Origin of the sequence: Ketobacter sp. GenoA1 (genome assembly GCF_003671475.1) — a bacterium.
GTDB lineage: Bacteria > Pseudomonadota > Gammaproteobacteria > Pseudomonadales > Ketobacteraceae > Ketobacter.
Genome location: NZ_RCHM01000042.1, coordinates 574,048 through 598,389 on the forward strand (window position 1 = coordinate 574,048; position 24,342 = coordinate 598,389).

Annotated in this window: 24 protein-coding genes; 11 read left to right on the forward strand and 13 right to left on the reverse strand. The window is 54.1% G+C overall.

Annotated elements, in window-relative coordinates; translation table 11 throughout:
• Positions 1 to 3: 3 nt before the first annotated feature.
• The 6 genes from D9N13_RS16710 (at position 4) to D9N13_RS16735 (ending at position 6,737) form a co-directional block, all read left to right on the forward strand.
• Positions 4 to 1,356: an O-antigen ligase family protein gene (locus tag D9N13_RS16710; protein WP_290592384.1), complete on the forward strand. Its 1,353-nt coding sequence runs from the start codon at positions 4 to 6 to the stop codon at positions 1,354 to 1,356.
• A 412-nt stretch (positions 1,357 to 1,768) separates the two neighbouring features.
• On the forward strand, positions 1,769 to 2,218 hold the full coding sequence (locus D9N13_RS16715) for a tetratricopeptide repeat protein (RefSeq protein WP_290592386.1): 450 nt from the start codon (positions 1,769 to 1,771) through the stop codon (positions 2,216 to 2,218).
• Between the two features lie 94 nt (positions 2,219 to 2,312).
• Positions 2,313 to 3,188, forward strand: coding sequence for a tetratricopeptide repeat protein (locus D9N13_RS16720; protein ID WP_290592388.1), 876 nt, complete (start codon positions 2,313 to 2,315; stop codon positions 3,186 to 3,188).
• A gap of 135 nt (positions 3,189 to 3,323) precedes the next feature.
• Positions 3,324 to 4,610, forward strand: a complete 1,287-nt coding sequence (locus D9N13_RS16725; RefSeq protein WP_290592390.1) for a diguanylate cyclase — start codon at positions 3,324 to 3,326, stop codon at positions 4,608 to 4,610.
• A 108-nt stretch (positions 4,611 to 4,718) separates the two neighbouring features.
• Positions 4,719 to 5,936, forward strand: a complete 1,218-nt coding sequence (locus tag D9N13_RS16730) for a GGDEF domain-containing protein (protein WP_290592392.1) — start codon at positions 4,719 to 4,721, stop codon at positions 5,934 to 5,936.
• A 12-nt stretch (positions 5,937 to 5,948) separates the two neighbouring features.
• Positions 5,949 to 6,737, forward strand: coding sequence for an NAD-dependent protein deacylase (locus D9N13_RS16735; RefSeq protein WP_290592394.1), 789 nt, complete (start codon positions 5,949 to 5,951; stop codon positions 6,735 to 6,737).
• 3 nt (positions 6,738 to 6,740) lie between these two features.
• On the opposite strand, the gene D9N13_RS16740 is transcribed toward D9N13_RS16735, so the two are convergent.
• The 12 genes from D9N13_RS16740 to ccoN form a co-directional block, all read right to left on the reverse strand.
• The gene (locus tag D9N13_RS16740) at positions 6,741 to 7,235 is read right to left on the reverse strand and encodes a hypothetical protein (RefSeq protein WP_290592396.1); all 495 of its coding nucleotides are present in this window, start codon (positions 7,233 to 7,235) and stop codon (positions 6,741 to 6,743) included.
• A 183-nt stretch (positions 7,236 to 7,418) separates the two neighbouring features.
• Positions 7,419 to 9,410, reverse strand: coding sequence for a monovalent cation:proton antiporter family protein (locus D9N13_RS16745; RefSeq protein WP_290592398.1), 1,992 nt, complete (start codon positions 9,408 to 9,410; stop codon positions 7,419 to 7,421).
• Positions 9,411 to 9,427: 17 nt separating this feature from the next.
• On the reverse strand, positions 9,428 to 10,612 hold the full coding sequence (locus D9N13_RS16750) for a phospholipase D-like domain-containing protein (protein WP_290592400.1): 1,185 nt from the start codon (positions 10,610 to 10,612) through the stop codon (positions 9,428 to 9,430).
• A gap of 31 nt (positions 10,613 to 10,643) precedes the next feature.
• Positions 10,644 to 11,327, reverse strand: coding sequence for a sulfite exporter TauE/SafE family protein (locus D9N13_RS16755; protein WP_290592402.1), 684 nt, complete (start codon positions 11,325 to 11,327; stop codon positions 10,644 to 10,646).
• Between the two features lies 1 nt (position 11,328).
• On the reverse strand, positions 11,329 to 11,514 hold the full coding sequence (gene ccoS / locus D9N13_RS16760) for a cbb3-type cytochrome oxidase assembly protein CcoS (protein WP_317622518.1): 186 nt from the start codon (positions 11,512 to 11,514) through the stop codon (positions 11,329 to 11,331).
• Positions 11,514 to 13,949: a heavy metal translocating P-type ATPase gene (locus D9N13_RS16765; RefSeq protein WP_290592404.1), complete on the reverse strand. Its 2,436-nt coding sequence runs from the start codon at positions 13,947 to 13,949 to the stop codon at positions 11,514 to 11,516. The genes ccoS and D9N13_RS16765 overlap by 1 nt, the downstream gene beginning before the upstream one ends.
• Entirely contained in the window at positions 13,949 to 14,455 is a 507-nt protein-coding gene (locus D9N13_RS16770) for a FixH family protein (RefSeq protein ID WP_290592406.1), read from the reverse strand. The genes D9N13_RS16765 and D9N13_RS16770 overlap by 1 nt, the downstream gene beginning before the upstream one ends.
• 14 nt (positions 14,456 to 14,469) lie before the next feature.
• Positions 14,470 to 15,873 carry a cytochrome c oxidase accessory protein CcoG gene (gene ccoG, locus D9N13_RS16775; protein ID WP_290592408.1) on the reverse strand — a complete coding sequence of 468 codons (1,404 nt, stop codon included), beginning with the start codon at positions 15,871 to 15,873 and terminating at the stop codon, positions 14,470 to 14,472.
• Positions 15,874 to 15,953: 80 nt separating this feature from the next.
• A complete protein-coding gene (gene ccoP, locus D9N13_RS16780) occupies positions 15,954 to 16,853 on the reverse strand; it encodes a cytochrome-c oxidase, cbb3-type subunit III (protein WP_290592410.1) in 900 nt (299 codons plus the stop codon).
• Complete coding sequence (locus D9N13_RS16785) at positions 16,850 to 17,050, reverse strand: cbb3-type cytochrome oxidase subunit 3 (protein ID WP_290592411.1); 201 nt, start codon at positions 17,048 to 17,050, stop codon at positions 16,850 to 16,852. The genes ccoP and D9N13_RS16785 overlap by 4 nt, the downstream gene beginning before the upstream one ends.
• Before the next feature lie 6 nt (positions 17,051 to 17,056).
• Positions 17,057 to 17,671 carry a cytochrome-c oxidase, cbb3-type subunit II gene (ccoO, locus tag D9N13_RS16790; protein ID WP_290592413.1) on the reverse strand — a complete coding sequence of 205 codons (615 nt, stop codon included), beginning with the start codon at positions 17,669 to 17,671 and terminating at the stop codon, positions 17,057 to 17,059.
• A 12-nt stretch (positions 17,672 to 17,683) separates the two neighbouring features.
• Positions 17,684 to 19,111: a cytochrome-c oxidase, cbb3-type subunit I gene (gene ccoN / locus D9N13_RS16795; protein WP_290592415.1), complete on the reverse strand. Its 1,428-nt coding sequence runs from the start codon at positions 19,109 to 19,111 to the stop codon at positions 17,684 to 17,686.
• 402 nt (positions 19,112 to 19,513) lie between these two features.
• Here ccoN and D9N13_RS16800 point away from each other — a divergent pair, with 402 nt between their 5' ends.
• From D9N13_RS16800 to rlmM, 5 genes are all read left to right on the forward strand, one after another.
• Positions 19,514 to 19,852 carry a P-II family nitrogen regulator gene (locus D9N13_RS16800; RefSeq protein ID WP_290592417.1) on the forward strand — a complete coding sequence of 113 codons (339 nt, stop codon included), beginning with the start codon at positions 19,514 to 19,516 and terminating at the stop codon, positions 19,850 to 19,852.
• Positions 19,853 to 19,924: 72 nt separating this feature from the next.
• Positions 19,925 to 21,238: an ammonium transporter gene (locus tag D9N13_RS16805; RefSeq protein WP_290592419.1), complete on the forward strand. Its 1,314-nt coding sequence runs from the start codon at positions 19,925 to 19,927 to the stop codon at positions 21,236 to 21,238.
• Positions 21,239 to 21,464: 226 nt separating this feature from the next.
• The gene (locus D9N13_RS16810) at positions 21,465 to 21,857 is read left to right on the forward strand and encodes an SCP2 sterol-binding domain-containing protein (protein WP_290592421.1); all 393 of its coding nucleotides are present in this window, start codon (positions 21,465 to 21,467) and stop codon (positions 21,855 to 21,857) included.
• 92 nt (positions 21,858 to 21,949) lie between these two features.
• The gene (locus D9N13_RS16815) at positions 21,950 to 22,795 is read left to right on the forward strand and encodes a MaoC/PaaZ C-terminal domain-containing protein (protein WP_290592423.1); all 846 of its coding nucleotides are present in this window, start codon (positions 21,950 to 21,952) and stop codon (positions 22,793 to 22,795) included.
• A 101-nt stretch (positions 22,796 to 22,896) separates the two neighbouring features.
• Positions 22,897 to 23,970, forward strand: coding sequence for a 23S rRNA (cytidine(2498)-2'-O)-methyltransferase RlmM (gene rlmM, locus D9N13_RS16820; protein ID WP_290592425.1), 1,074 nt, complete (start codon positions 22,897 to 22,899; stop codon positions 23,968 to 23,970).
• Between the two features lie 17 nt (positions 23,971 to 23,987).
• Here the strand turns inward: rlmM and D9N13_RS16825 are convergent, their stop codons facing one another.
• Positions 23,988 to 24,308 carry an antibiotic biosynthesis monooxygenase family protein gene (locus tag D9N13_RS16825; protein WP_290592427.1) on the reverse strand — a complete coding sequence of 107 codons (321 nt, stop codon included), beginning with the start codon at positions 24,306 to 24,308 and terminating at the stop codon, positions 23,988 to 23,990.
• Between the last annotated feature and the right edge of the window lie 34 nt (positions 24,309 to 24,342).

Here is a 24,342-nt window from a genome sequence, read left to right on the forward strand (position 1 = left end):
TAGATGTTAAATTTTCTTGTCTTTGTATTCTGCTACATTGGGGGGTTTGCGCTAGCGCTGTTAAGTCAACCGGTGTGGGCGTTTATGCTCTATCAGATGGTTTACTTCATGAACCCTCTGGAGCGCTGGTGGAGCTATTTGGTCCCCAACCTGAGTTACTCGTTCTTTACGGTTGTTTTATTGCTTTTTGTCTATATCAAAAAGTTCAAGGATCACAATCTAAATCGCCTGTTTGCAGCACCCCCCTACAAATGGGCTTTGCTGTTCCTGTTCAGTTTTTTCTTGGCTAAGTACTACGCCGATCTGCCGGATGCCCACGATTTTGCCTTCACCAACCTTTTCAAGCTCATCATTATCATCTCGATAGCCTATAAGGTGGTTGATAGCGACAAGAAACTGGATCGCATCCTGTATGCTTACATGGCGGGAGCCACCTACCTTAGCTTTATGGTTTACCAGGTGGGTCGAAACTCCGGTGATCGTGTGGAGGGGGTCGGTACCGTGGATTCCCCTGATACCAATGATGTGGCCGCGGCGTTGGCGCCCACCCTGATCCTGGCTGTGTATTATTTTTGGCAACACACGAAAAAGAGTGTCCGTTTTTTCGTGCTGGTGGGGGCGGCGTTTGTTGCCAATGCCATTGTATTGATCAACAGCCGTGGCAGCTTTTTGGCGGTCATCTGCGGTGCAGCCTATTTCTTTATGCACGCAATTTTTTCCAAACACCGACAGAAGAATCAGCGGGCGTCTGCCATCGGCCTGATCTTTATGGGCTTGCTGGCGTTGCCTTTTCTGGTGGATGAAAGCACGATTCAACGTTTTATGACCATCAAAACCCAAGAGGTAACGGAAGAGGAAGAGACCGGCGCCACCCGGGTGTTTTTCTGGCTGGCAGCGATGGAGATGGCAAAGGATTATCCGTTTGGCGCAGGGGCCAATGGATTTACATTACATGCACCGGACTACATTCCTCTGGAGGTGAATTCCGGAGGCAGCCGCAACCGGGCAGTGCACTCCAGCTGGTTTGAGGCTTTGACTGAGGTGGGGTACCCGGGGCTGTTCTTCATGATCATGATGGTAATCAGTGTCTTCGGTGTATTGAAACAATGCCGTAAGCAGGTGTTGTCAACCGGGAATATTGACCTGTATTTCAAGTTAATTGCCATGGAGGGGGCGTTTATCGCGTTCCTGGTGGCAATGACCTTTTTGAACCGGTCCCGGGCAGAGGTGTTTTACTGGATGGTGTTGTTTGCGTGTTGCGCCTATAACGTGTACGTGGTGCGGGGGCGCTATGGGGCGAATGATCCGTTGGTTGCCACGGCACAGACACCGCAATCAGCCCAGGAAAATCGCTAAATCCCCCGCTTTTTCGCTGTGGATATTGACATCAGACTGGCACGTTGTTAACAGGTTTTATATAGCTCAGGCTCTTTTTAGGAAACCGGTCTAAATCTTTGATATTAAGCCGTCTCGATCTTAAGTTATTGATATCTATATAGAAATAACTTGATTAAAAAGTAACCAATATGTCTTAAGCGCAGCATCCATGGCATTCTTGGGCTGTTGTCACCAAAACATCCACAGAGTTGTCCACAGATTTTGTGGATAGTTTTTAATGCTATTAAATGAATGTTTCGAAAATCGAATTCTGTGTTGGCAAAAGCGGATAATGGGAGTAGCCTATGCGCCCATTGTTAATCCGGGCTTGGGGCTCGACTCTCATAGTTACTGTTGGTTTCTGTGTTTGAATTGATCAGTGGTTGGGGAAATGATTGCAGATAGTATTAACAATGAATGTGGCGTCATGGCCCGTTTTTCTTTTCGTGCAGCGAATCGAATTATCGACATACAGTGCCAGCGGGGGCGCGCCTACCCATCCCGGTTTTCTCTGAAAATGTTGCAGTATTCTGCTGACCACGGGCATCGTTCCGCCATGTCTCAGCTTGGCAGCCTGCTGTATAACTGCGGCGTGGGGCGAGCGGTAAAGCGCAGCGGTTTGGAATACATCCGCATGGCGGCAAAAGCCGGGGACGCGGAAGCCCAATATCAATTGGGCAAAGCCTACTACGATGGTGGTTTGACCCATCAGGATAACAAGGCCGCCACTCATTGGTTGGCTTTGGCGGTTGACCGGGGCCATGAGCAGGCAGCAGAAGTTCTGCAACAGTGCCAGACTGCATTGAACGATGAAACCGAAGAACATCCCACCCTGGCCTAGTAACCGGTAGCCCATAGATTCTTTGACTCTCATAAGTTGTGCGGTTACTCTCCTATCCCAATAGAACATCAGCATTATGTGAATTGGGATCAGCATGTCTGAAGCAAATTATATCGTCGACGTAAATCCACAGAACATTAACGATGTTGTGCAGATGTCTGCACGTATTCCGGTGCTTCTGGACTTCTGGGCAGAATGGTGTGAGCCCTGTAAGACCCTGGCCCCGCTGCTTGAGAAGATTGCCGATGAATACGCCGGTCAATTCATACTGGCCAGGGTGGATACTGAGAGTAATCAGATGCTGGCCCAGCAACTCGGCGTGCGCAGTATTCCTGCCCTCAAGTTGATTGTTCAGGGCCAATTGGCGGGTGAGCTGAATGGTGCCCAGCCGGAATCGGAAATTCGAAAGCTGCTGGAACCGTTTCTGGGTGAACCGCAGGATGTAGACGAGACCCCAGCGGACGAGGCAACCGATCTGTTTGCACAGATTCAGCGGGCTCGCGCCATGGGCGCCCATGACCAGGCCATTGACGCACTGCAGGCTGCCATGCAGGAGCAACCTCAGGAGATTAAATACCAGACGTTGATGGCGGAAGTGCTGATGGATGTGGATCGTTTGGATGATGCCCAGGCCGTACTGGACAACATCAGCGATGAAACACTCAAGGGGCCGGCATTGGCGAGGTTGTTCTTTCTGCAGGAGCTGGCCGGTTTCGAGAGCGCAGAATCCCTGCAGTACCGGGTGGCTCAGGACAGCAATGATTTGGAGGCCCGCTACTATATGGCGGCAACCTGTGTGCTGGCCGGGGAAACGGACGCTGCCATGGAGCTACTGCTGGAGATTGTACAGAAAGATCGATCCTTCAAAGAGGACGGTGCCCGCCTGGCAATCCTGAAACTGATTGAGCTGATGGCAGGGGACCCTGCCGTGGCGCGCTATCGTCGCCGCCTTTTTGCCTGCTTGCATTAGGTCAGTAGCCTGCTTTCCCGTTCTGAATTACCGGTGCCCTCCTGCGTGAGGGCACTTTTGTTTTTGCATTTACCTCAACCCTTTTGCATTGCTGTTAGAATGTAGGGATGAAGCTCGCAAAGTGCAGGTTAGTTTGTGAATAAAGCACCACCGCAGTTGCCCAATCGTTCGGCCGGGGAAACTCAAGACTCGAAGGTTGCATTGATTCGTTCTGAGCTGGATGGGCATTTCTATCTTAATCGTATGCGTCTGCGATTTGCCGGTGCATTGGAAGGCCGCTATCGCCGTTACTGCGGCTTACGTGATCGCCGCTATATTCGCCAACTGGTTAATATACTGATCGCGCTGTACTGCCTGTACGGTATTTTCGACTGGGTGATGCTGGGTGTTCTGGTGGAGCCCGTCTATAAGATCCGCTATGCCATGGGCATGCCCGGCCTGATCGCCATCTGGATTCTGGTGCACTCCCGTAAGCTGGATGCCCATCTGGATAAGCTGGTTGTGTTGGGGTTGTTTTGGCTGTCGGTCACCACCCTGACCATGGCCCGGGTGGTTCCTGATGAACATAAGGGACTGTACCTGATCAGCGAGTTGGCCATCATTATGGCAGGGATCACCATTGGTAAAATGCGTTTCTGGCCGGCCCTGGGCAGTGCGCTGCTGTTTGTGATCAGCTATGTGCTCATCCTGATGCCGTTCGGCCGCAGCAACTCATTCCTGCTTTATTATCTGTTTCTCAGTTGCGGAGCCCTGGGTTTGTGTCTGTTGGCGCAGTATTCAACTGACCGTTCCAGTCGGCGGGAGTTTCTACAAAAGCTGCTCATCCATCGTAAGAACCAACAATTGAAAAAACTCAACTCCAGGCTCAGGGATCTGGCGGAAGTGGATGCGCTGACCAGCATTTCCAATCGTCGCTCGTTCGACCAGGTGCTGGATGAAGAGTGGCGTCGAGCCCGTCGGCGTGGTTACAACCTGGCGATGCTAATGTGCGACATTGATTTCTTCAAATCCTACAACGACAGCTTTGGCCATCAGCAAGGTGATTTATGCATCAAGCAGGTGGCGCAATGCATGCAGCAGGTGGTGCGGCGCCCCGGGGATCTGGTGGCTCGTTATGGTGGTGAGGAGTTTGCGGTGGTGTTACCGGCACTTGATGTGGAGGAGGCGGCCAATATCGCACGGGTGGTGTGCCAGAGTGTCCGGGATTTGCGTTTACCCCACCCCATGTCGCCCGCCAATGAATACGTTACCATCAGTGTGGGCGTGGCCGCCATGGTGCCCACTGGGGGGCACGTTGCCGGTGATTTGGTGGGGCGTGCCGACGAAGCCCTGTATCTGGCGAAGAAAGCCGGCCGAAACCGCATCCAGGTGTATCGCCCTGAGCTTTCCGATGGCAGTGCCAGTGACCGAATAGGGGCCTAATCAAACTCATTTTGTGCACTTTGTGGCCGGGTTGGAACTTTTCTGGCATGCCTATGATCGACGCGGTAGACTCCAATTTTATGGATTTATTATTGCGCGGTCAGGGACGTGGATAACAATAAACGATACACAGATGCAACTGAACAACTGACGAGTTTAAAATCCGGCTCGTTTCTGGAAATGGGATTTCCCCGAGAGCTTGAGCAGCGCTATCAGGAAGTGCAGAAGGACTGGTACTGCGACGCCATTCGGATTTCGTCGTTGCTGGCAGTGTTGCTGCTGGCAACCAGCTATGTTGTGGAGTGGAGTACCGGGATTCATCTCGGGGTGGGCACTCTGATCGTACGTGGCCTTGCCATTGCCCTGCTGCTTGGTACTTATCTTTATGCCCGCAAGTCGCGACGCTTAACCTGGAAGTACTGGGTGGTAGCGGTGAACACCGTGATGGTGTCGGGGACGTTGCTGTTGATTGCCCAGGAAATCAGCCAACCGATCAAGATGATGTATTACTGCAATGTTTTCTTTGTTGAAGTGGTGGTTTTCACCTTCGTCCGCTTGCCCCTGAATTTCACCAATACATTGGGGTTGCTGTTACTGCTGATGGTGGGGGGGGCAGTCTACCTGGACACCATGAGTCTGGAAGAATCGGCCCACATACTGTTTTTCATGCTTAGCGGAACCCTAATCTCGGTGCTGGTATCCATCAAAACCGAAAAGCTGTCCCGGGAAAGCTTTTTGAAGTCAGAATTGATCGAATATGAGAAGTCACAACTACGGGCTCTGAACGACCGCATTAATGTGGAGGCCAGTCTGGATCGCGTCACCCGGTTGTGCAATCGCATGGCGTTTGAAGACAGGCTGTTATCCTATTGGAGCCTGTCCACGCAGAACGCCCAGTGGTTTATTTTGGTGGCCATTCACGTTGAACGTTTTGCCTATTTCAACGAGCAACGTGGTACAGAGTGCGGCGACGACCTGTTGCGGGAAGTGGCCAGAAAAATACGTGTGCTGCTGTTGGACAAGCACGATGCGGCTTGCAGAATCAGCGGTGGCCGCTTTGTCATTATGCTTACGGGTACGGAACAGATGGTCAACAAGCAGTTGGAGAGCATGCGCGAAAACCTGTCACAACTGACGGTATTGGACCGCTTCCCCACCACTCGGGAAAACGTTTATTTGTCTTGGGGCCGGGTCACGATAGAACCTGATAGTGATCGAGATCCCCGTGGCTTGTTGGATCGTATGTTCAGGCACCTGGTACCGCTGGACAATAACGCCTTGAGCTGTGAGGCACGCAATCAACAAAACCGGGCAGGTGGATTCTAGAGTGTCAGCGGCATGACCCCCCAAATCTTTTCTGAAATTGCAACCTTGATCCACGACGCAGAGCGCATCCTGTTTATCACCGGAGCGGGTATCTCTGCGGACTCCGGCTTGCCGACCTATCGTGGAATCGGCGGATTGTATGACGACGTCCACACTGAAGAAGGCATTCCAATTGAGGTTGCCCTGTCCGGAGACATGCTCAGGCAGCAGCCGGAGTTAACCTGGAAGTACCTGCTACAGGTGGAGCGGGCTTGCCGTGGTGCCGGTTACAATCTGGCGCACCGCCTGATTGCTCTACTGGAACAGATCAAGCCGCAGAGCTGGGTGCTGACCCAGAATATCGATGGTTTTCATCGTGCAGCCGGTAGCCGGCAGTTGATTGAAATTCATGGCAAGGTGGGTGAGCTGTTGTGTGCCAAGTGCCACTTTGAAATGGCAGTACCCGATTACCGGCATATTGAGTCGGTGCCGATTTGCCCCCGTTGTCACAACGTGATGCGACCCAACGTGGTTTTGTTTGGTGAAATGTTACCGGAACAGGCGGTGGCGGAATTGCATCGGGAAATGGTGCGTGGGTTCGATCTGGTGTTCAGTATCGGCACCAGCAGTGTGTTTCCCTACATCGCCCAGCCGGTGTTTGAAGCCAGGCAGTGGAATGCCAAGGTTGTGGAGATTAATCCGGGCTTCACTGAGGTTTCGGGTTTCGTGCATTACCAGTTGCCCATGCGGGCTTTAGACGCCATGCAGGGCATATGGCAAGCCTTGGGTTACCCATTGCCGCAGGATGATGCGAGCCGTTAGGCTTCAGGCGGCAACGATGACCTTTTTATCCGGCTGCAGGGATCGGAATCCGGCAACGAAATGCTCGGGCTTCAGATGGTCCTGGGTTCGGAAATGCTGATGCCAGCATTTTGCCAGCGCTTCGGTATTGTTTGCGTCTTCAGGGATGTCGGCATGATTAAGTGCATAAACCCCCCAGGCAATTGCGGTGGCATAGGCAAGATTAATGGCGAGTTCCATGTCAGGGTTTGCCAGAAATTCTCTTTGCGATGCAAACCCCCTGACCTTGCTTGCCAGGTCGGCGTCAAAGGCCAAGAACTCATCCCAAACCCGATGATGGAGTTCGGCGCGAATTTTATAAACCCCGACACCAATATCACATTTCAGCTCCATGCCCAGTTGAGAGGCCAGTGCTGCGGATCCTAAGAGGAGGTTTTCAAGGGAGGGAGACCATTTGCCCAGCTTTTTAAGGGTGGGCCGAACGACGTACAGACGAAAATCCTGAGGGTTAATTCCCATTCACTATACCCGGTGTTCACTCATCACTGCTTTTGGTTGGGTATCCTGCAGCAAAAAATTCATTCGCTTAACAGGTAATCCCTAAACTTCAGGTTAGTTCAATATCCTAACTATTTAACAGGAAAGCAAAAAATATTTTCGTCTAACGTTATGTGTTTTTAGCGTTTGAAGTTGTATGCCAAACTAATTACCACTCAGCAGGTAGGCTTCCGCCGCTTCGATGGCAGCCCGCTCCCCGGTTACCACCACTACGTCTTCCGCCAGCAGTTGAGTGTCATCACTGGGATTCATCACGGTGTCGTTGCCGCGGCGAATGGTGTGCAGGCTGGCACCCTTTGATTCCAGATTCAGCTCGCCCACGGTTTTATTTGCCGCATAACAGGTGGACGGAATATAAATGGGTTGCAGGTGCCCCTGATAAGAGGACATGCCATAGGCACCATGTTGACCGACGACAAATCCATGCAGCATTTTGTAACGCTCTTTACGTACGTTTTCGATGGATTGAAATACCTTGCGTCCTGACAGGCCCAGGGCCACCATAACGTGACTGACCAGCATGAGGCTGGCTTCCAGTGTTTCCGGAATGACTTCCGTTGCGCCTGCATCCTGCAATTCCACAAGGTGGGCATCGTCTCTAGTGCGCACCAGTATGGGAACTGAATCCCGTAATTGTCGGATGTCATGAATCATTTGTTTTGCTGAGCTGTGGTCGTCAAAACTGATCACCACCAGATTGGCTTTCATCAGCCCAAGGTGCTGCAATACTTTAATCTTTTTGGCACTCCCATAGTGTACGTGGTCGCCGGCGGCACGTGCACGTTGCACGCGAACCGGGTCGTCGTCCACGGCGATGTAGGGAATATTTTCCTGTTGCAGAAAGCGCGATATGGTTTGGCCCACCCGACCGTAACCACAGAGTATGACGTGGTGATTCATCTCCGGTGGCTCAGTGGGTTCCGGTTCATTTTCGCGGGCCTGGGTTTTCAGCTGTTTTCGAACCAGCAGGCGATTGGCAATTTTTTCACTGTTGGAAACCAGAAACGGGGTCGCCGCCATGCTGATCACAATAATCGATAAAAAGAATGAGGCGACATCGTGCGGAACCAGGCTGCCTTTTACCGCGAGCGCCAACAGGGCAAAACCAAATTCCCCACCCTGGCTCAGTACCAGGCCGGTGCGAATGGATACATTGCCGGAATGACCAAATACCCGGCATAGCAGGGCGATCAATCCGGTTTTGAATACGATCAGGCAAATACTGAAGAAGAGTATTCTGGGCCAGTAACTGGTGATGAGGTCCACGTCTATGATCAGTCCGATGCTGACAAAGAATATCCCCAGTAATACGTCCCGAAAGGGCCGAATCTCAGCCTCAATTTGATGTCTGAAGTGACTTTCCCCCAGCATCATACCTGCCATAAAGGCTCCCAGCGCCATGGCCAGGCCCAAGGCGTGGGCGGCCGCTGCCGCCAGCAACGCCACCACCAGTACCGTTAAGACAAAGAGTTCCTCGGAGCGTGTTTTACTGATTTCTGTGAACAGGGGGGGCAAGATCCACTTGCCGATGGCGACTACCGCAATGAAAAAGCCCACTGCTTTGGCACCGGCAAAGGCCAGTGATTGCAGCATCTCTTCACCACCGGCATCGCCACCAACGGAGATCAACACCAGAATAATAATGGCCGCAATATCCTGAAACAGCAGGATACCGATTGCAATGTGGCCGTGGGCGGTGGCGATTTCATTGCGCATGGAAAGCTCTTTGCTGACGATGGCAGTGGAGGAAAGCGCAATAGCGGAGGCGGCAATGAGGGTGCCGGTTACGGTGATTTCATAGATTACCCGTGACAGATAGATAAGACCGCCGAACAGGGCAATGCAAATGAGCACCTGCAGCGTGCCCATGCCAAAAACCACTCTGCGCAGTGCAATCAGGTGGGGCAGCGAAAATTCCAGGCCCAGTGTAAACAGCAGGAACGCCACGCCAAATTCCGCAATGATCTGAAATTGACTGACGTCGCTCACCAGCCCCAGCTCTTTGGGGCCCAGGATGACGCCCACCAGCAAATAACAAATGATGGTGGGAACCTTAAGGCGATTAAACAGCGCAGCGGCGGCCACGGATGCGGCCAGGATAATAATCAGTTGATTGATGATGCTAGTGTGTTCCACGCGTTTTCCTCAGGCCTTCAGTCATTGGGCAGGCGGGCCAGAAACATGGCAACCCACTTCCAGAATCGTTCCCTGATTTTTTCATGCCAGCTGCGGGCTTTCCAGCGGGATAAAGCAATTTCCGTGCAGGATTCCAGATCCTTTTCCAGCAATTGCTGAATGGTTTCATTGAGGCCCGGATCCAGTGCTTCCAGATTGGCCTCCAGGTTCCAGTGTAGATTCCAGCGGTCGAAATTACAGGAGCCCACCGTGAGCCAGTCATCCACCACTGCCGCTTTCAAGTGCAGAAAGCGCGGCTGGTACTCGAATATGCGTACTCCGTATTCCAGAAGTATCCGGTACCAGGTACGCCCGGCGTAACGTACGCTGGGGTGGTCGGTGTTGTCGCCAGGTAGAATGATGCGCACGTCCACGCCCCGTTGTGCGGCCTTGCGCAGGGCTTTGACCAGTTTACGTGAGGGATAGAAATACGCGGTACACAGCCAGGCACGGCTACTGGATTTGTTCACTTCGCTGATCAGGGAGCCGATGATGGGCTTGTTACCCAGCCCCCGGCTCGCCACCACCCGGCCCTGGGGCAGCGTCCGATTCATAAGTGGTGCACTGTTGTCGCTATGAAAGGTGAGGCGCAACTTGGCGCGCAATTCTTCATCGTGGATGGAATCATAGTGTTGCCAGCTGCGTTCAAACAGCAGTTGCCAGTCATGCACCAACTGGCCCCGGATTTCCACCATGGCATCATGCCAGGCCCGGTGACCGCGATGCTCAGCGGAAAAGTCATCTGTTACACCGGCGCCCCCGGTGAAGGCCACCTGGCAATCCACCAGCACGATCTTGCGATGATCCCGGGAGAAATTGCGCAGGCGCTTACTGCGTTTGACCCGATTGAAGAAGCGCAGGTCCGCGCCCGCTGACCTTAATCTTTCCCGGTCATTGTGGCGCAGGTTATGGGAGCCTATGTGGTCCAACAGCACGCGAACATAAACGCCACGCTCTTTTGCGGCAATCAGGGCATCGATAAAACGATCCGCCATGGCCCCGGACTCAAACAGGTACATTTCGATGTCAATGGCGCTGCGGGCATTGCTCAATGCATCAATAATGCGGGGATAGAATTGATCTCCATCCACCAACAGCTGGTAATGGTTATCGGTGCGCCAGGGCAGTATGGATGTAAAGCTATCGGTAGAGGCCAGATTCATAGCCCGAAACTAGCGGTAAACGGCAGACAAATCAATGACTCATCTGGGAAACGATGGTCCAGACACCGAACCCCATTAACATCAGGGCAGCGAACATTCGAGTGCCCGCATTGCGGGCAAAATCGGTCAGTATCTGGCTGAAGGTGCCAACGCTCAGCATGGCGGGTAAGGTGCCCAGGCCAAAATAGAGCATCAACAGCGCGCCGCGCTCGGCACCACCGGAGCCCAGGGACCAGGTGAGGGCGCTATAGACCAGCCCACAGGGCAGCCAACCCCAGAGAAAGCCCAGTGCCACGGCCTTATGGGGGCGGTCCACCGGAATGAAGGTGCGGGTGATGGGGGCGATGTGCTTCCACACGCGGACGCCGATACGTTCCAGTTGATTGAGGATTTTCCACCAGCCGCTGATGTAGAGTCCCAGCAGAATCATCATGATGCCGGCGAGCATTCTCAGGTAAGAAGGGCCATGGCTGGGGATCTGGTCATAAAGCGTGGCGCCAGCCAGTCCAATGGCGGCGCCGGCGGTGGAGTACGCGCTGATTCTGCCCACGCTGAACAGCAATTGATAGCCGAACTGCTGTTTGAAGGTACGGGATTGTCCGGGGACAATCGCGGTGGTGAGCGCGCTGCTGATGCCGCCGCACATTCCGATACAGTGTAAGCTGCCCATAAACCCTACGGCGAAGGCAGCAATCAGATCATGACTGAATGCCACTTCAGTTTTGTTCTCCGTCGGAAGGTTTCTTGGTGGTTGGTATTCGGGTGTCTTCCTCGAACAGGATGCGGCTGGCTTCCCGGTCCAGATCGTCGAACTGATCGTTGCGCACGGCCCAGAAGAAGGCAAAGACTGCCACCACCAACAACACCAGTGCCAATGGGATCAACAGATAGATGATGTCCATTAATGGGGCCCTCCCTGTTGCCGTGTGTTTGAATTCAACCGCAATGCGTTGACCACTACCAGCAATGAGCTTGCGGACATGCCCAACGCGCTGGCCCAGGGCGGGATGTACCCCGCAGCTGCCAGGGGCAGGGCGGTCAGATTATACAGTATGGCCCACCCCAGGTTCTGGCGAATGATACGGTAGGTTTTGTTCACCAACTGAAGAACGTCGGTGAGTGGCCACAGGCTGTTGCCCAACAGAATACCATCTGCAGCCAGCTTGGCCAGATCTGTGGAGCCGGCCACGGCAATGGAGACATCGGCCCCGGCCAGTACCGGCGCATCGTTGAGGCCATCGCCCAGCATCAGCACGCAGGCACCGGATTGCTGCAGGCGGCGGATAAAATCGAGCTTGGCCTGTGGGGCAGCATTACTCACCACCGAGCTTACCTGTAACTGGCGGGCAACCGCCTCCGCGTGGCCGCTGCTGTCACCACTCAGAATATGGCAGCGCAAACCGTTGTTTTGCAGGCGCTGCAGCAGGCGCTCGGCATCCGGCCGCAGTTGGTCTTCAATACGAAACCAGGCCAGTGCTTCCCCATCACGGCTCAGCAGAATCCATTGCCCGGACTGGCCGGGGCAGGGCGGGGGTATTTGATCCGGTACCGCAAATTGCGGTTTACCAATGCGCATGGTGTGATTGCCCTGTTTACCCTCCAGGCCCTGGTTGGCGACGATGCGCTGATGCGCAATGCCGGCAGCGGCAGGCAGGCCATGAAAGGCCCGCGCGATGGGGTGTTCCGAGACCGATTCCAGCGCCGATGCCATGGCGCAGACCTGTTCAGCGTTCAGGTTCGCCAATGGAATGGTTTGTGCCAGCACGAACTCTCCCATGGTCAGGGTGCCGGTTTTATCGAACACCACATCGGTTACCCGGCGCATGCCTTCGATGGTGTGGGCGCGGGTGGCAAGAAAGCCCATTTGTGACAGGCGAGCGGTGGCGGCAGTGATGGCGGTGGGGGTGGCCAGTGACAATGCACAGGGGCAGGTCACCACCAATACCGAGAGCATGATCCAGAAGGCATCCTGCGGTGCGTTGAACCACCAGTAGGTATAGACGCAAACGGAGGTGAGCAATACCGCGAATACGAAGCGGGAGGCGATGGTATCCGCCAGTACAAAGGTGGGGGGTTTTTCCGCTTCCGCCCGTTCCAGCAGGCGCCTGAGCGTGGACAGGGTGCTGTCTTTGGGGTGAGTGCTGATCTCGATGGTGAGCGGCTGTTCCACATTGAGCGTGCCACCGGTCACCCCATCGTCGCGGGTCTTGCTCAGGGGCAACTGCTCCCCGGTGAGCATGGCTTCGTTGACGGCCGAATCCCCGGCAAGGATGCGACCGTCACCGGGAATAACTTCACCGGCTTTTACCAGCACAATATCGCCCGGTTTCAGTTGGTCGGCAGGAATCAGCCTGGTGTGTTGTTCCTGATCCAGTAATCGTGCCGTTTGCATTTGGGAGTGGGAGAGGCGGATGGACGTGCTTTGGGAGCGGTGCCGGGCGCGCATTTCCAGATAACGGCCCACCAGAAGGAAGAACACGAACATGCAGACCGAGTCAAAATAGACTTCCGGCCCCTGACTCAGTGTGGCCCAGACACTGGAAAAATAGGCAAAGCACAGCGCCACCGCCACCGGCACATCCATGGACAGGTGCGCATTGCGCAGGCTTCTCAGTGCGCCACTCAGGAAGGGCATGCCGGAGTAGAAGAAGACCGGTGTGGTGACCAGGGCGCTGACCCAGCGCAGGAACTGTTCGTGGGCCGGCTCGATGCCTTCAAATGCTCCCATATACAGGCTGACGGCATAGGTCATGACCTGCATGGCCCCCAAGCCCGCAACGCCGATGCGCATCAGGGCCTGTTTGTTCTCCTGCTTTATGTTTTGTTCCTGTTGCAGTGGCGTATAGGGTTCGGCTTTGTAACCGACCCGTGCAATGGCTTTGATAATGGCACTCAGAGTAGTCTGTTCCGGGTTCCACTGCACAACGGCGAGGTGGCTGCCCATGTTCACATTGCAGCGCACCACACCGGCCAGGTGGTTGACCTGCTTTTCGATCAGCCAGACGCAGGCGGCGCAGGTGATACCAGAGATCAGCAGGGTGATTTCTTTACTGCCTTGCGGCAGCTCATGGACGAAGCTTTGCTGCAGCACCTGATCGTCCCAGCTGTTCAGACCCTCCAGAAAACCCGGTACCAGTTCTGTGGCGGGGGAGTTGCCCGGGTCGCATTGCTGTCGGTGCTGATAGTAGGATTCCATGCCGATGTCGACAATGGTTTGGGCCACCGACTGACAGCCCGGGCAACACATGGCACGGGGCTGCTGTAAAATGGTGACAGAGTAGTGGTCACCCTGGGCAATGGGCAGGCCACAGTGATAACAGGTTGCTGCGTCCGTCATCAGCTGTTGGGCGTCAATGCCTGCCCACTGACCTCGTTATTGAAGTTGATGCTGCTTTCAATTTCCCACAATCTTGAAGGTGTAGTCAGCACAATGTAGTACAGGCCCTCTGGGGTGAAATCCAGTTTGCTGTAGAAACGGTTGTTGGGTGCTAGATACAGCTTCAGCGTGCGGTCCTTGGCTTCCAGTGTGGGGTGAATCAATTGCAGTGACAGTTCATTTTCCTGGCTGATATCCAGATTCTCCGTATCGAGAAACAGGTCACCGGAGTGTTTGTCCAGGGTCAGTTGCGCTTTGATTCCCAGTTCTCTCGCCTTCAGCTGTTTGTCCAGGCGCTGGTTTATGGCCATGCCATCCTTGTACCAGTCTTCACGTACCAAGCTGTCCCGGCCACTGATGGCCAGGTTAATCATGACCACGCCCATCACCACTGAACTGGCTGGAATTGCGATCAGAAACCAGGGCCAGAATTGTCGATGCCAGGGTTTGGAGTCTGTCTGTGTCATTGCGGTTACCACGGTTATTGACGGGGGCTCAGGAAACGACTTTCCTCAACCACCTGCTGGGATGGGTCGTCTACTGATATTACTTTGAAATAGACCGTGGAGTTTCGTTCCTTGATGTCTTCCGGTTTCATTTCCAGGGTGACGGCCAGAGTCAGTAATTCTCCGGGCAGGGTCTTTACGGTTTCCGGGATATGGGGGATAACGTTATCCAGCCCGCTCACCACAATGTCGTACTCCTGGAATTGCTGCGTTTTGTTCATGATCTTGAGTGTGTAGGTGTTTTCAATGGTACCTTCCCAGGTCTCGCGATAGAGAGCATTGCGATCGCGGATGATATCCAGTTCCAGCGGCACCCGCGAGAACACCGCCGTAAGGAACAGCAACACCATCATACCCAGTACAGTGGCGTAGCCGATCAGTCGTGGACGCAGAATTTTACTGGGTTTGCCTTCCACTGCATTTTCAGTGGAGTAGCGTATCAGGCCTTTAGGATAGTTCATCTGCTCCATCACTGAATCACAGGCATCAATGCAGGCGGCACAGCTGATACATTCGTATTGCAGGCCGTTGCGAATATCGATCCCGGTGGGGCAAACCTGAACGCAGAGCTGGCAATTGATGCAGTCCCCCAATTCTGTCTGATCACGGGCAACGGATTTTTTACGTGAGCCGCGGGGCTCGCCACGGCCGACATCATAGGTAACCACCAGGGTGTCACGATCAAACATAACGCTTTGGAAGCGGGCATAGGGGCACATGTACATGCACACTTGCTCCCGCATCCAGCCGGCATTCAAATAGGTGGCCAGGGTAAAGAACAGCATCCACCAGGCGGCCCAGCCGGAGACATTCATGTGGTACAGGTCGATGAACAGTTCCCGTATGGGGGCGAAATAACCCACGAAGGTAACCGCTGTCCAGAACGATAAAGTAAGCCACAGGCCGTGCTTGAGGAATTTCTTGCTGAACTTGTTCATGGACATGGGTTGCGCATCCTGTTTCATGCGCTTGTTGCGATCACCTTCGGTGATGAATTCAATCCACATGAAAAAGGTGGTCCAGACGGTCTGCGGGCAGGTATAACCGCACCATACCCGGCCAGCCAGCACCGTAAAGAAGAACAGGGCAAAGGCGGCAATAATCAAGAGCCATGACAGGTAGAGAAAATCCTGCGGCCAGAACGTAAACCAGAAAATATAAAACTTGCGCTCAGGCAGGTCGAACAACACCGCCTGGCGGCCATCCCAGGTGAGCCAGGGGCCAAGAAAATATACGCCCAGTGTGATCCAGATGGTAATAATGCGAAGGTTTTGAAAGAAGCCTGAAGGGTGGCGTTGATAAATCTTTTCCCGTTTCTTGTAAAGGTCCATACCTTCCTGGTCGGCCTGTTTTACAGCGATCTTTGCGGGATTCGACATCGTATCACCTGCTGGCTACATCATGCGGATGAGAGTGGAGCGCGCAGCCTTGGCTTACGCGCTCCGGATTGTAGGTAAAATCAGTTGCTTAAGCTATACACATAAGCGGCAAGAACGTGAATTTTCTCCGGGCTCAGTTGATCCTTGAAGGAAGGCATCTTGCCCTGGCGCCCAGCGTTGATGGTCTCAATGATGGTGGCTTCATTGCCGCCGTACAGCCAGACATCGTCCGTCAGGTTAGGGGCACCCAGCATCTGATTGCCTTTACCGTCCGGGCCGTGGCAGGCAGCGCACATCATTGCAAACTTTTCCTTACCGGCAGCGGCGTCACCGGCACCACTGCGACCACTCAGGCTCAACACATAGGCTGCCACATTCTTGGTGCCGTCTTCGCCCAAGGCAGCGCCCAGTGGTGGCATCATGCCGCTGCGGCCGTTGGTCAACGTTTCCACGATTTTGGCGGCACTGCCACCGTACAGCCAGTCGTCATCGGCAAGGTTGGGATAGCCGACGTTGCCGCGGGCATCAGAGCCATGACAAATCGCGCAGTTGTTGCCAAACAGGCGCTGCCCGGTTTTAACCACTTCCTCGTTGCCGGCCAGTTGTTCCACGGGAACCTGGGCATACTCCTCGAACAGGCGGTCATAGCGGTTTTCGGCTTTTTCCACTTCCGTTTCCCATTGACCCACCGAGGTCCAGCCCAGAATGCCCTTGGCGTCACCCCAACCGGGGTATAACGTCAGGTAAATGAACGCGAATGCGATGGTGAAATAGAACAGGTTCAACCACCAGTGGGGCAGGGGGTTGTTCAGTTCTTCGATGCCATCAAAAGAGTGGCCCAGGGATTCGCCTTCTTTGATGGTGTCTTCGGGGCGCTTGCGCGTCCACCAGAGTAACCAAAGGCAGCCCAGCAGATTGATCAGGACGATGGTTATGATCCAACCATTCACCCAGCCTTGCGTAAAGTCAGTACCAGTCATTCTTTATCTCCATGCCCTTTTTCGTGCTTAGGGTTGTACTTCAGGGTATTCTCGTGATTGGCTTCGTCTGCGAACGGCAAATTGGCTGCGTCGTCAAAACCTTTCTTGCGGCGTGCGCTGAATGTCCACCAGCACACACCAATGAAAGCGACAAAAGCCAATACCGTTGCGATGCCACGCCAAGTATTGATATCCATACTGGGTTACCTCTTCACTTTGAGGAAGGTTCCCAATCCCTGTAAGTACGCGATCAGCGCATCTATTTCCTTCTTGCCTTCCACTGCGGCCTTTGCACCGGCAATGTCGGCATCGGTGTAAGGAACACCAACCGTGCGCAATGCTTCCATTTTGGCGGCAGTGGTTTCACCGCTGATGATGTTCTCATCCAGCCAGGGGAAACCGGGCATGTTGGATTCGGGCACCACATCACGGGGGTTCATCAGGTGATCGTAGTGCCACTGATCGCTGTAGCGTTCACCAACCCTGGCCAGGTCAGGGCCGGTACGCTTGGAGCCCCACAAGAACGGGTGCTCGTAGACGTGCTCACCGGCCACACTGTAATGGCCGTAGCGCTCGGTTTCAGCACGGAACGGACGCACCATCTGGGAGTGGCAGGTGTTGCAGCCTTCGCGAATATAAATATCACGGCCTTCCAGTTGCAGTGCCGTCCAGGGTTTCAAGCCCTCGATGGGTTGCGTGGTCTGCTTTTGAAAGAACAGGGGCACGATTTCCACCAGACCACCGAAACTCACCGCCACCAGGGTCAGGATAATCATCAGGCCTACATTCTTTTCTACTATTTCGTGTGTCTTAGCCATCTTCTTTACTCCTTAAGCCGGCTGTGCAGCAGTGTTGCCAGAAGCGGCAGGGGAACTCATGGTCTTGAAGACGTTGTAGGCCATCAGGAACATCCCTGACAGGAACACCAGGCCGCCGATCATTCGAACCACATAGTAGGGGTAGGTGGCTTTCAGTGATTCAACGAAGGTATAGGTTAATGTGCCGTCGTCGTTCACTGCGCGCCACATCAGGCCCTGGGAGATACCCGCTACCCACATGGAGGCGATATACAGCACTGTGCCGATGGTCGCCAACCAGAAATGTGTGTTGACCAGCCCAACGCTGTGCATTTCTTTTTTGCCATACAGCCAGGGGATCAGCGCGTAAATGGAACCAATGGAGATCATGGCAACCCAGCCCAGCGCCCCAGAGTGAACGTGACCGATGGTCCAGTCCGTATAGTGGGACAACGCGTTCACAGTCTTGATGGACATCATGGGGCCTTCGAACGTGGACATACCGTAAAAGGACAGTGCCACGATCAGAAAACGAATCACCGGGTCATCCCGCAGCTTCTCCCATGCACCAGAAAGGGTCATGATGCCATTGATCATGCCGCCCCAGGATGGTGCAAGCAGAACCAGAGAGAACACCATGCCGATGGATTGGGCCCAGTCCGGCAGCGCGGTGTAATGCAGATGGTGGGGGCCGGCCCACATGTAGATAGAAATCAGAGCCCAGAAATGCACGATGGACAGCCGGTAGGAGTAAACCGGACGCCCCGCCTGCTTGGGCACAAAGTAATACATCATGCCCAGAAAGCCCGCAGTGAGGAAAAAGCCCACTGCATTATGGCCATACCACCATTGCACCATGGCATCCATGGCACCGGCATAAACTGAGTAAGACTTGGTTAGAGTTACCGGAATGGCCAGGCTGTTGACAATGTGCAGGAGGGCAACCGTGATAATGAATGCACCGTAGAACCAGTTTGCCACATAGATGTGGGAGGTGGTCCGTTTGGCAACCGTGCCGAAGAACACCACCGCGTATGCGACCCAAACCACTGCGATCAGGATATCGATGGGCCATTCCAGCTCCGCATATTCCTTCGCAGAGGAAATACCCAGCGGCAGGGTAACGGCTGCCAGCAAGATCACAAGTTGCCATCCCCAGAAGACAAACTTGGCCAGTGCCGGTGCGAACAGTGCGGTTTGGCAGGTACGTTGAACTACATAGAAAGACGTGGCCATCAGGGCGCAGCCACCGAATGCGAAAATAACCGCATTGGTATGCAGTGGGCGCAGACGGCTGTACGTCAGCCAGGGTAGATCAAAGTTCAGAGCCGGAAAGGCCAGCTGGGCAGCGATAAATACGCCGACAGCCATCCCCACGATGCCCCAGACAACGGTCATGACCGAAAATTGCTTAACGACACCATAATCGTATTGCGGCGTTGCAGCTTGACTATTACTCATTGAGTGTCATTCCTGTGTTGAGTGATTGAACACACACGGTTACTACGGTTTCTCTCACGAGAGGCAGAACAACCATTATTAAAATGGCAGCCTGCATTATAGGAGCGATCACCTGTATGTTGTTGATACAAGTCAACTAAGGTAGATACCGGCCATACCCCTTTCGTACTACATCCAAATGAACCAAAAAGGTGCATTGCTTTTTATTGATGCGCGCAATGAGTGCGATTTTCGTGAGAGCTTGTTCTTGATTTTACCTAAGCTATTGAAATCGTTAGATAAGATCAAATGGCCCAAAATCTGCATGCTCTTTTGTGGTGCGCTGGCACCAGAATAGAACAAAAACCAGTTTAAAAAAACCAATCTATGTTCCTTAAGCCACAGAAATTTGGGGCGGCAATTATGAAAATGATTACGGCAATCATCAAGCCTTTTAAGCTCGATGATGTACGTGAAGCGTTAACTGATCTCGGAATCAGCGGGATGACGCTGGAAGAAGTGAAAGGATTTGGCCGACAGAAGGGCCATACGGAGTTATACCGGGGCGCAGAATACGTGATCGATTTTGTGCCCAAATTCAAGCTGCAGTTGGCAGTGAACGATAATCTGGTGGAGGTGGTCACCGAGGCCATCACCAAAGCGGCGAATACCACCAAGATCGGGGATGGCAAGATCTTCGTATCTGAACTGGAGCAGGTTATTCGTATCCGTACCGGAGAGCAGGGGGAATCCGCCCTGTAGAGTACTGCGCGCTCCCAAGCGCAACATATTAAAAGGCCAATTCGTAATTCTACCTTCAAGGGGTATCATTCAATGTCAGGTAAAAGCAACCTGCAGCGGGTTTTGCTCGCTTTGCCGTTTCTTGTTGTTCCGTCTTTGTCATTCGCCGCTGATCTCAATGGCGCCAATACTGCGTGGATTCTGACTGCCACTGCACTGGTCCTGTTTATGACCATCCCCGGGCTTTCCTTGTTTTATGCAGGGTTGGTGCGGTCCAAGAACGTGTTGTCCGTGCTGATGCAATGTTTCACGCTCACCTGTCTGATGTCGATTCTCTGGTTCGTGGTGGGTTACACCATTGCTTTTGGCTCATTGGAAGAGCAGGGCAGCTTTATCGGCGATTTTGGTAACGTGCTGTTTGCCGATATGAGTGTGGACAGCATGAACGGGGATATACCAGCGGTGCTGTTTGCGGCATTCCAAATGACGTTTGCGGTGATCACGCCGGCGTTGATTGTGGGTGCATTTGCTGAACGTATGAAATTCTCCTCCATGTTGCTGTTCAGTTCTGCCTGGCTGTTACTGGTCTATGCCCCCGTATGCCACTGGGTGTGGGGCGGTGGCTGGTTGGCCGAAATGGGGTTCCTGGATTTTGCCGGTGGTGCCGTGGTGCATATCACAGCCGCGGTTGCGGCCCTGGTGGCCGCACTGGTGATCGGTAATCGAAACGGGTTTCCCACCACCGTGATGATGCCAAACAACATGACCATGACGGTTACCGGAGCCGGTATGCTGTGGGTGGGCTGGTTTGGCTTTAATGCCGGCAGTGCGCTGGCTGCGGACGGCAGTGCCGCCATGGCGTTGCTGGTGACCCATATATCCGCGGCGGCCGGGTCCCTGGCCTGGATGACCTGTGAATGGGTAAAACATGGCAAGCCTTCGGTGCTGGGTATTGTGACCGGTATGGTGGCGGGCCTTGGTACCATCACCCCGGCTTCCGGCTCCGTAGGGCCCGCTGCTGCCCTGGTGATCGGTACTTGTGCCGGGGTGATCTGCTTTTTTGCCACCTTGTTTATCAAGCAGCGGCTGAAGATCGATGATTCCCTGGATGTGTTTCCGGTGCACGGGGTGGGGGGAATGCTGGGTACTCTGTTGGTTGGGGTGTTCTGTGCCACGGACCTGGGTGTCTTCAGCGGCCTGGGCTTTGGCGGCGACAACGGCTCTATTGCAGAGCAGTTGAAGGTTCAGGTTATCGGTATTGTGGCCACCCTGGGCTACACGGCCGTGGTGAGCTGGATTATCCTCAAGTTGGTGGATGCTCTGCTGGGGCTGCGTGTCACGGCGGATGAAGAGACAGAAGGTCTGGATATCGTGTTGCATGAAGAGCGCGGTTACGACATTCGCTAAGTGCTTGAAATGATTACATAGATCAATAAACGGGCGACCTGAAACGGGGCGTCCGTTTGTTATTGACCAAAAAAGTCCGGCCCCTGGTGTAAAAGGCTATTGTCTTTGGGGTGGGGATTTTATAAGTTAGCGGACAACGTCTCGAACAGTCGTTTGATTGATCAGCGTATAAAAGCTTTCGGGGGCACCCTGATAGCAAGAATAAAAATTCATAGGAGAAGATTGAATGAGTCTCAAGTTCCTGTCTGAAGAGTGGTTCGCAAAAGTTGCTGAATTGAAAGAAGCCGCTGGCGACCTGGAAGTACCGGCAGCAATGCATGATCTGGTAATCAATATTACGGTTTCCGGTACTGATTTTGGTGATGTCGACATCAGCCTGAACGCCGGCATGCTCGAGAAAGGTCACCACGAAAGCGCGCCCACCAAAATGACATTGCCCGTTGACCTGGCGCACCGCCTGTTCATCGACAATGATCAGTCTGCGGGTATGCAGGGCTTCATGTCTGGCCAGATCAAGATCGAAGGTGACATGAGCAAGCTGATGGCAATGCAGACTGTGCAGCCTTCAGAAGATCAGAAAAACCTGCAAAAGCAAATCCTGGAAGTGACCGCACCTTAAGGTGTGTTGCACATCAGTATTTGAAAAAACCCGCTCTGGCCAGCCCAGAGCGGGTTTTTTTATGTGAACAATAATAACCAGAGGGACAAGTCATGGCACAACCAATCACACCCCAGATTGTGGGGCTGACCACGGACCCCATCAGCCTCGGCTGGTCAGAGCAGGATGTGATGCTGTATGCCCTGGCGGTGGGTTGTAAACCCGAAACAGAGCTGGATTTTATATATGAAGCCCGTGGCCCGAAGGTGTTGCCTACTTTCGCTGTCATACCAGGTTTGAAGGTAATGGGTGCGGTAATGAGTAACCTGCAGTTCAATCTGGCCATGTTGTTGCACGGTGAGCAGAAAATCGAATTGCACCGCACGATACCGGCGTCCGGAAAGGCCACCGCGGTGGGTAAAGTTGTGGAAGTCTGGGACAAAGGCAAGGCTGCTGTGGTTGGCGTGGAGTGCTCGGTATCGGATCACGAAGGGCCGTTGTTTACGACTCATGCGACTCTGTTTATCCGGGGAGCCGGTGGCTTCGGGGGAGAGCGTGGCCCCAGCAGGGATCCCCTGACCCCGCCCCACCGTGAACCGGATCACGTGGTGCAGGATGTGACCCGCGAAGAGCAGGCGGCATTGTACCGGCTCACGGGGGATCGCAACCCCATTCACATTGATCCCAATTTCGCCAGGTTTGGTGGTTTTGAAAGTCCGTTTCTGCACGGCCTGTGCACCTACGGATTTGCCGGCAGAGCGGCATTGTCGGCGTTGTGTGGCGGCGACCCGGCGCGTTTGCTCAGCCTGAGTGCGCGCTTCTCCGATCAGGTGTACATGGGGGATGCCATTATTACCAGGTTGTGGGAGCTTGAGCCGGGGCGGGCCCTGCTGCAGGTGGAAACCGGACGCGGTAATGTGGTGCTGAACCAGGGTCTGGTCACCTATAACCCCAACTGAACAGAGGTTGGGGTTCGGGGCTGGGATCGGTGTACCCGGTCAGGTAGAATGCGGCAGCGAAAACCAGGTCGGTTGAGCAAAGCCGTAAAGTAGAGAGGCCCATGCAGCAGGTGCTTTTAATGTGCCGCCCCGGATTTGAGTCTGATCTGGCGGCAGAGATCCAGGATAAGGCCAGTGCCTGTGGTGTATTCGGGTTTGTACGTGCCAGGGCCGGTGACGGGTTTGTGGTGTTCGAAGGCCATGAGCCGGCTGCGGGCAGGGCGTTGCTGAACAAGTTGTCGTTTGCGGATGTGGTGTTTGCCCGGCAATGGTTGCTGGTCATTGAGCATTTCCCGGCGCTGCCGGTTGATGATCGTGTGGGGCCTCTTGTCCAGAGTCTATCGGGGGGGCAGAGTTTATCAGGGCTGCCTTTTCGTCATGTCTGGATGACCTTTCCGGACACCAATGCGGGCAAGGGCCTGTCAAAACTGACCCGGAAACTGGAGCGTCCGCTTGCCCGTTCAGTGGCGGCGATGCTGCAGCCCGACGCCGCTTGGTTCGGGCATGTGTTTTTTCTTTCCGGCCGTGAAGCCTGGGTGGGTTACACACCTGTTGCTAATGGTTCGCCCTGGCCGTTGGGTTTTCCCCGCTTGCGGCAACCCGCTGCTGCGCCGAGCCGGTCCACCCTCAAGCTGGAAGAAGCCTGGTTGCAACTGATTCCGGAATTCCGGCGCGCCACCCTGTTAAAGCCGTTCCAGAAAGCGGTGGATCTGGGCGCAGCGCCGGGTGGTTGGACCTGGCAACTGGTGCAACGTGGCATGCAGGTGGTGGCCATCGATAACGGGCCGATGGATCAGGCTTTGATGGAGAGTGGCCAGGTAACTCATTTGCGCGAGGATGCCTTTGCCTATAAGCCGCAACGGCCGGTTGACTGGCTGGTGTGCGATATGGTGGAAAAGCCCGCCAGAGTGGCGCAGTTAATGGAGCGCTGGCTGGCCAGGGGCTGGACTCGCTATGCCATCTTCAATCTGAAATTACCCATGAAGCGACGCTGGTTGGAAGTGCAGCAGATCCTGGAAAAAATGCAGGTGGTGCTGGACGAGGCGGGCAGTTCCTACAGGTTGCAGGCGAAGCAGCTGTACCATGATCGCGAAGAAATCACAGTGTTTGCTGCTCCGCATAGCGGTGGTGATTGATGGGTGTCGGATTCGGATCAGGCTGAATTCTGTAATCCTTTGGCGGACTGATAGATACAGGGCTCCAGAATGGTGAAGCGCTCCGGTTCTTTAAGAAAGACACCAATTTTGTTCTGCATTTCCATGCGGGCCGAGGAACCGAACCACAATTGCCAGGCATTGACGCTTTCCCACATGGAGATCACCACATAATGGTTGGGGCGTTTGGCGTCCAGATAGGATTCTCCGCCCAGGTACCCCGGTGATCGCTCTGCATGGGTCAGTAGCTCAACGATCGTCTGCTCATAGTTGCCTTCCAGACCTTCTGCGATGGTCCGCTCAATCAGTACCTTTATCATTCTGTTCCTCGGTTAATGCCACTTCATATCGGAG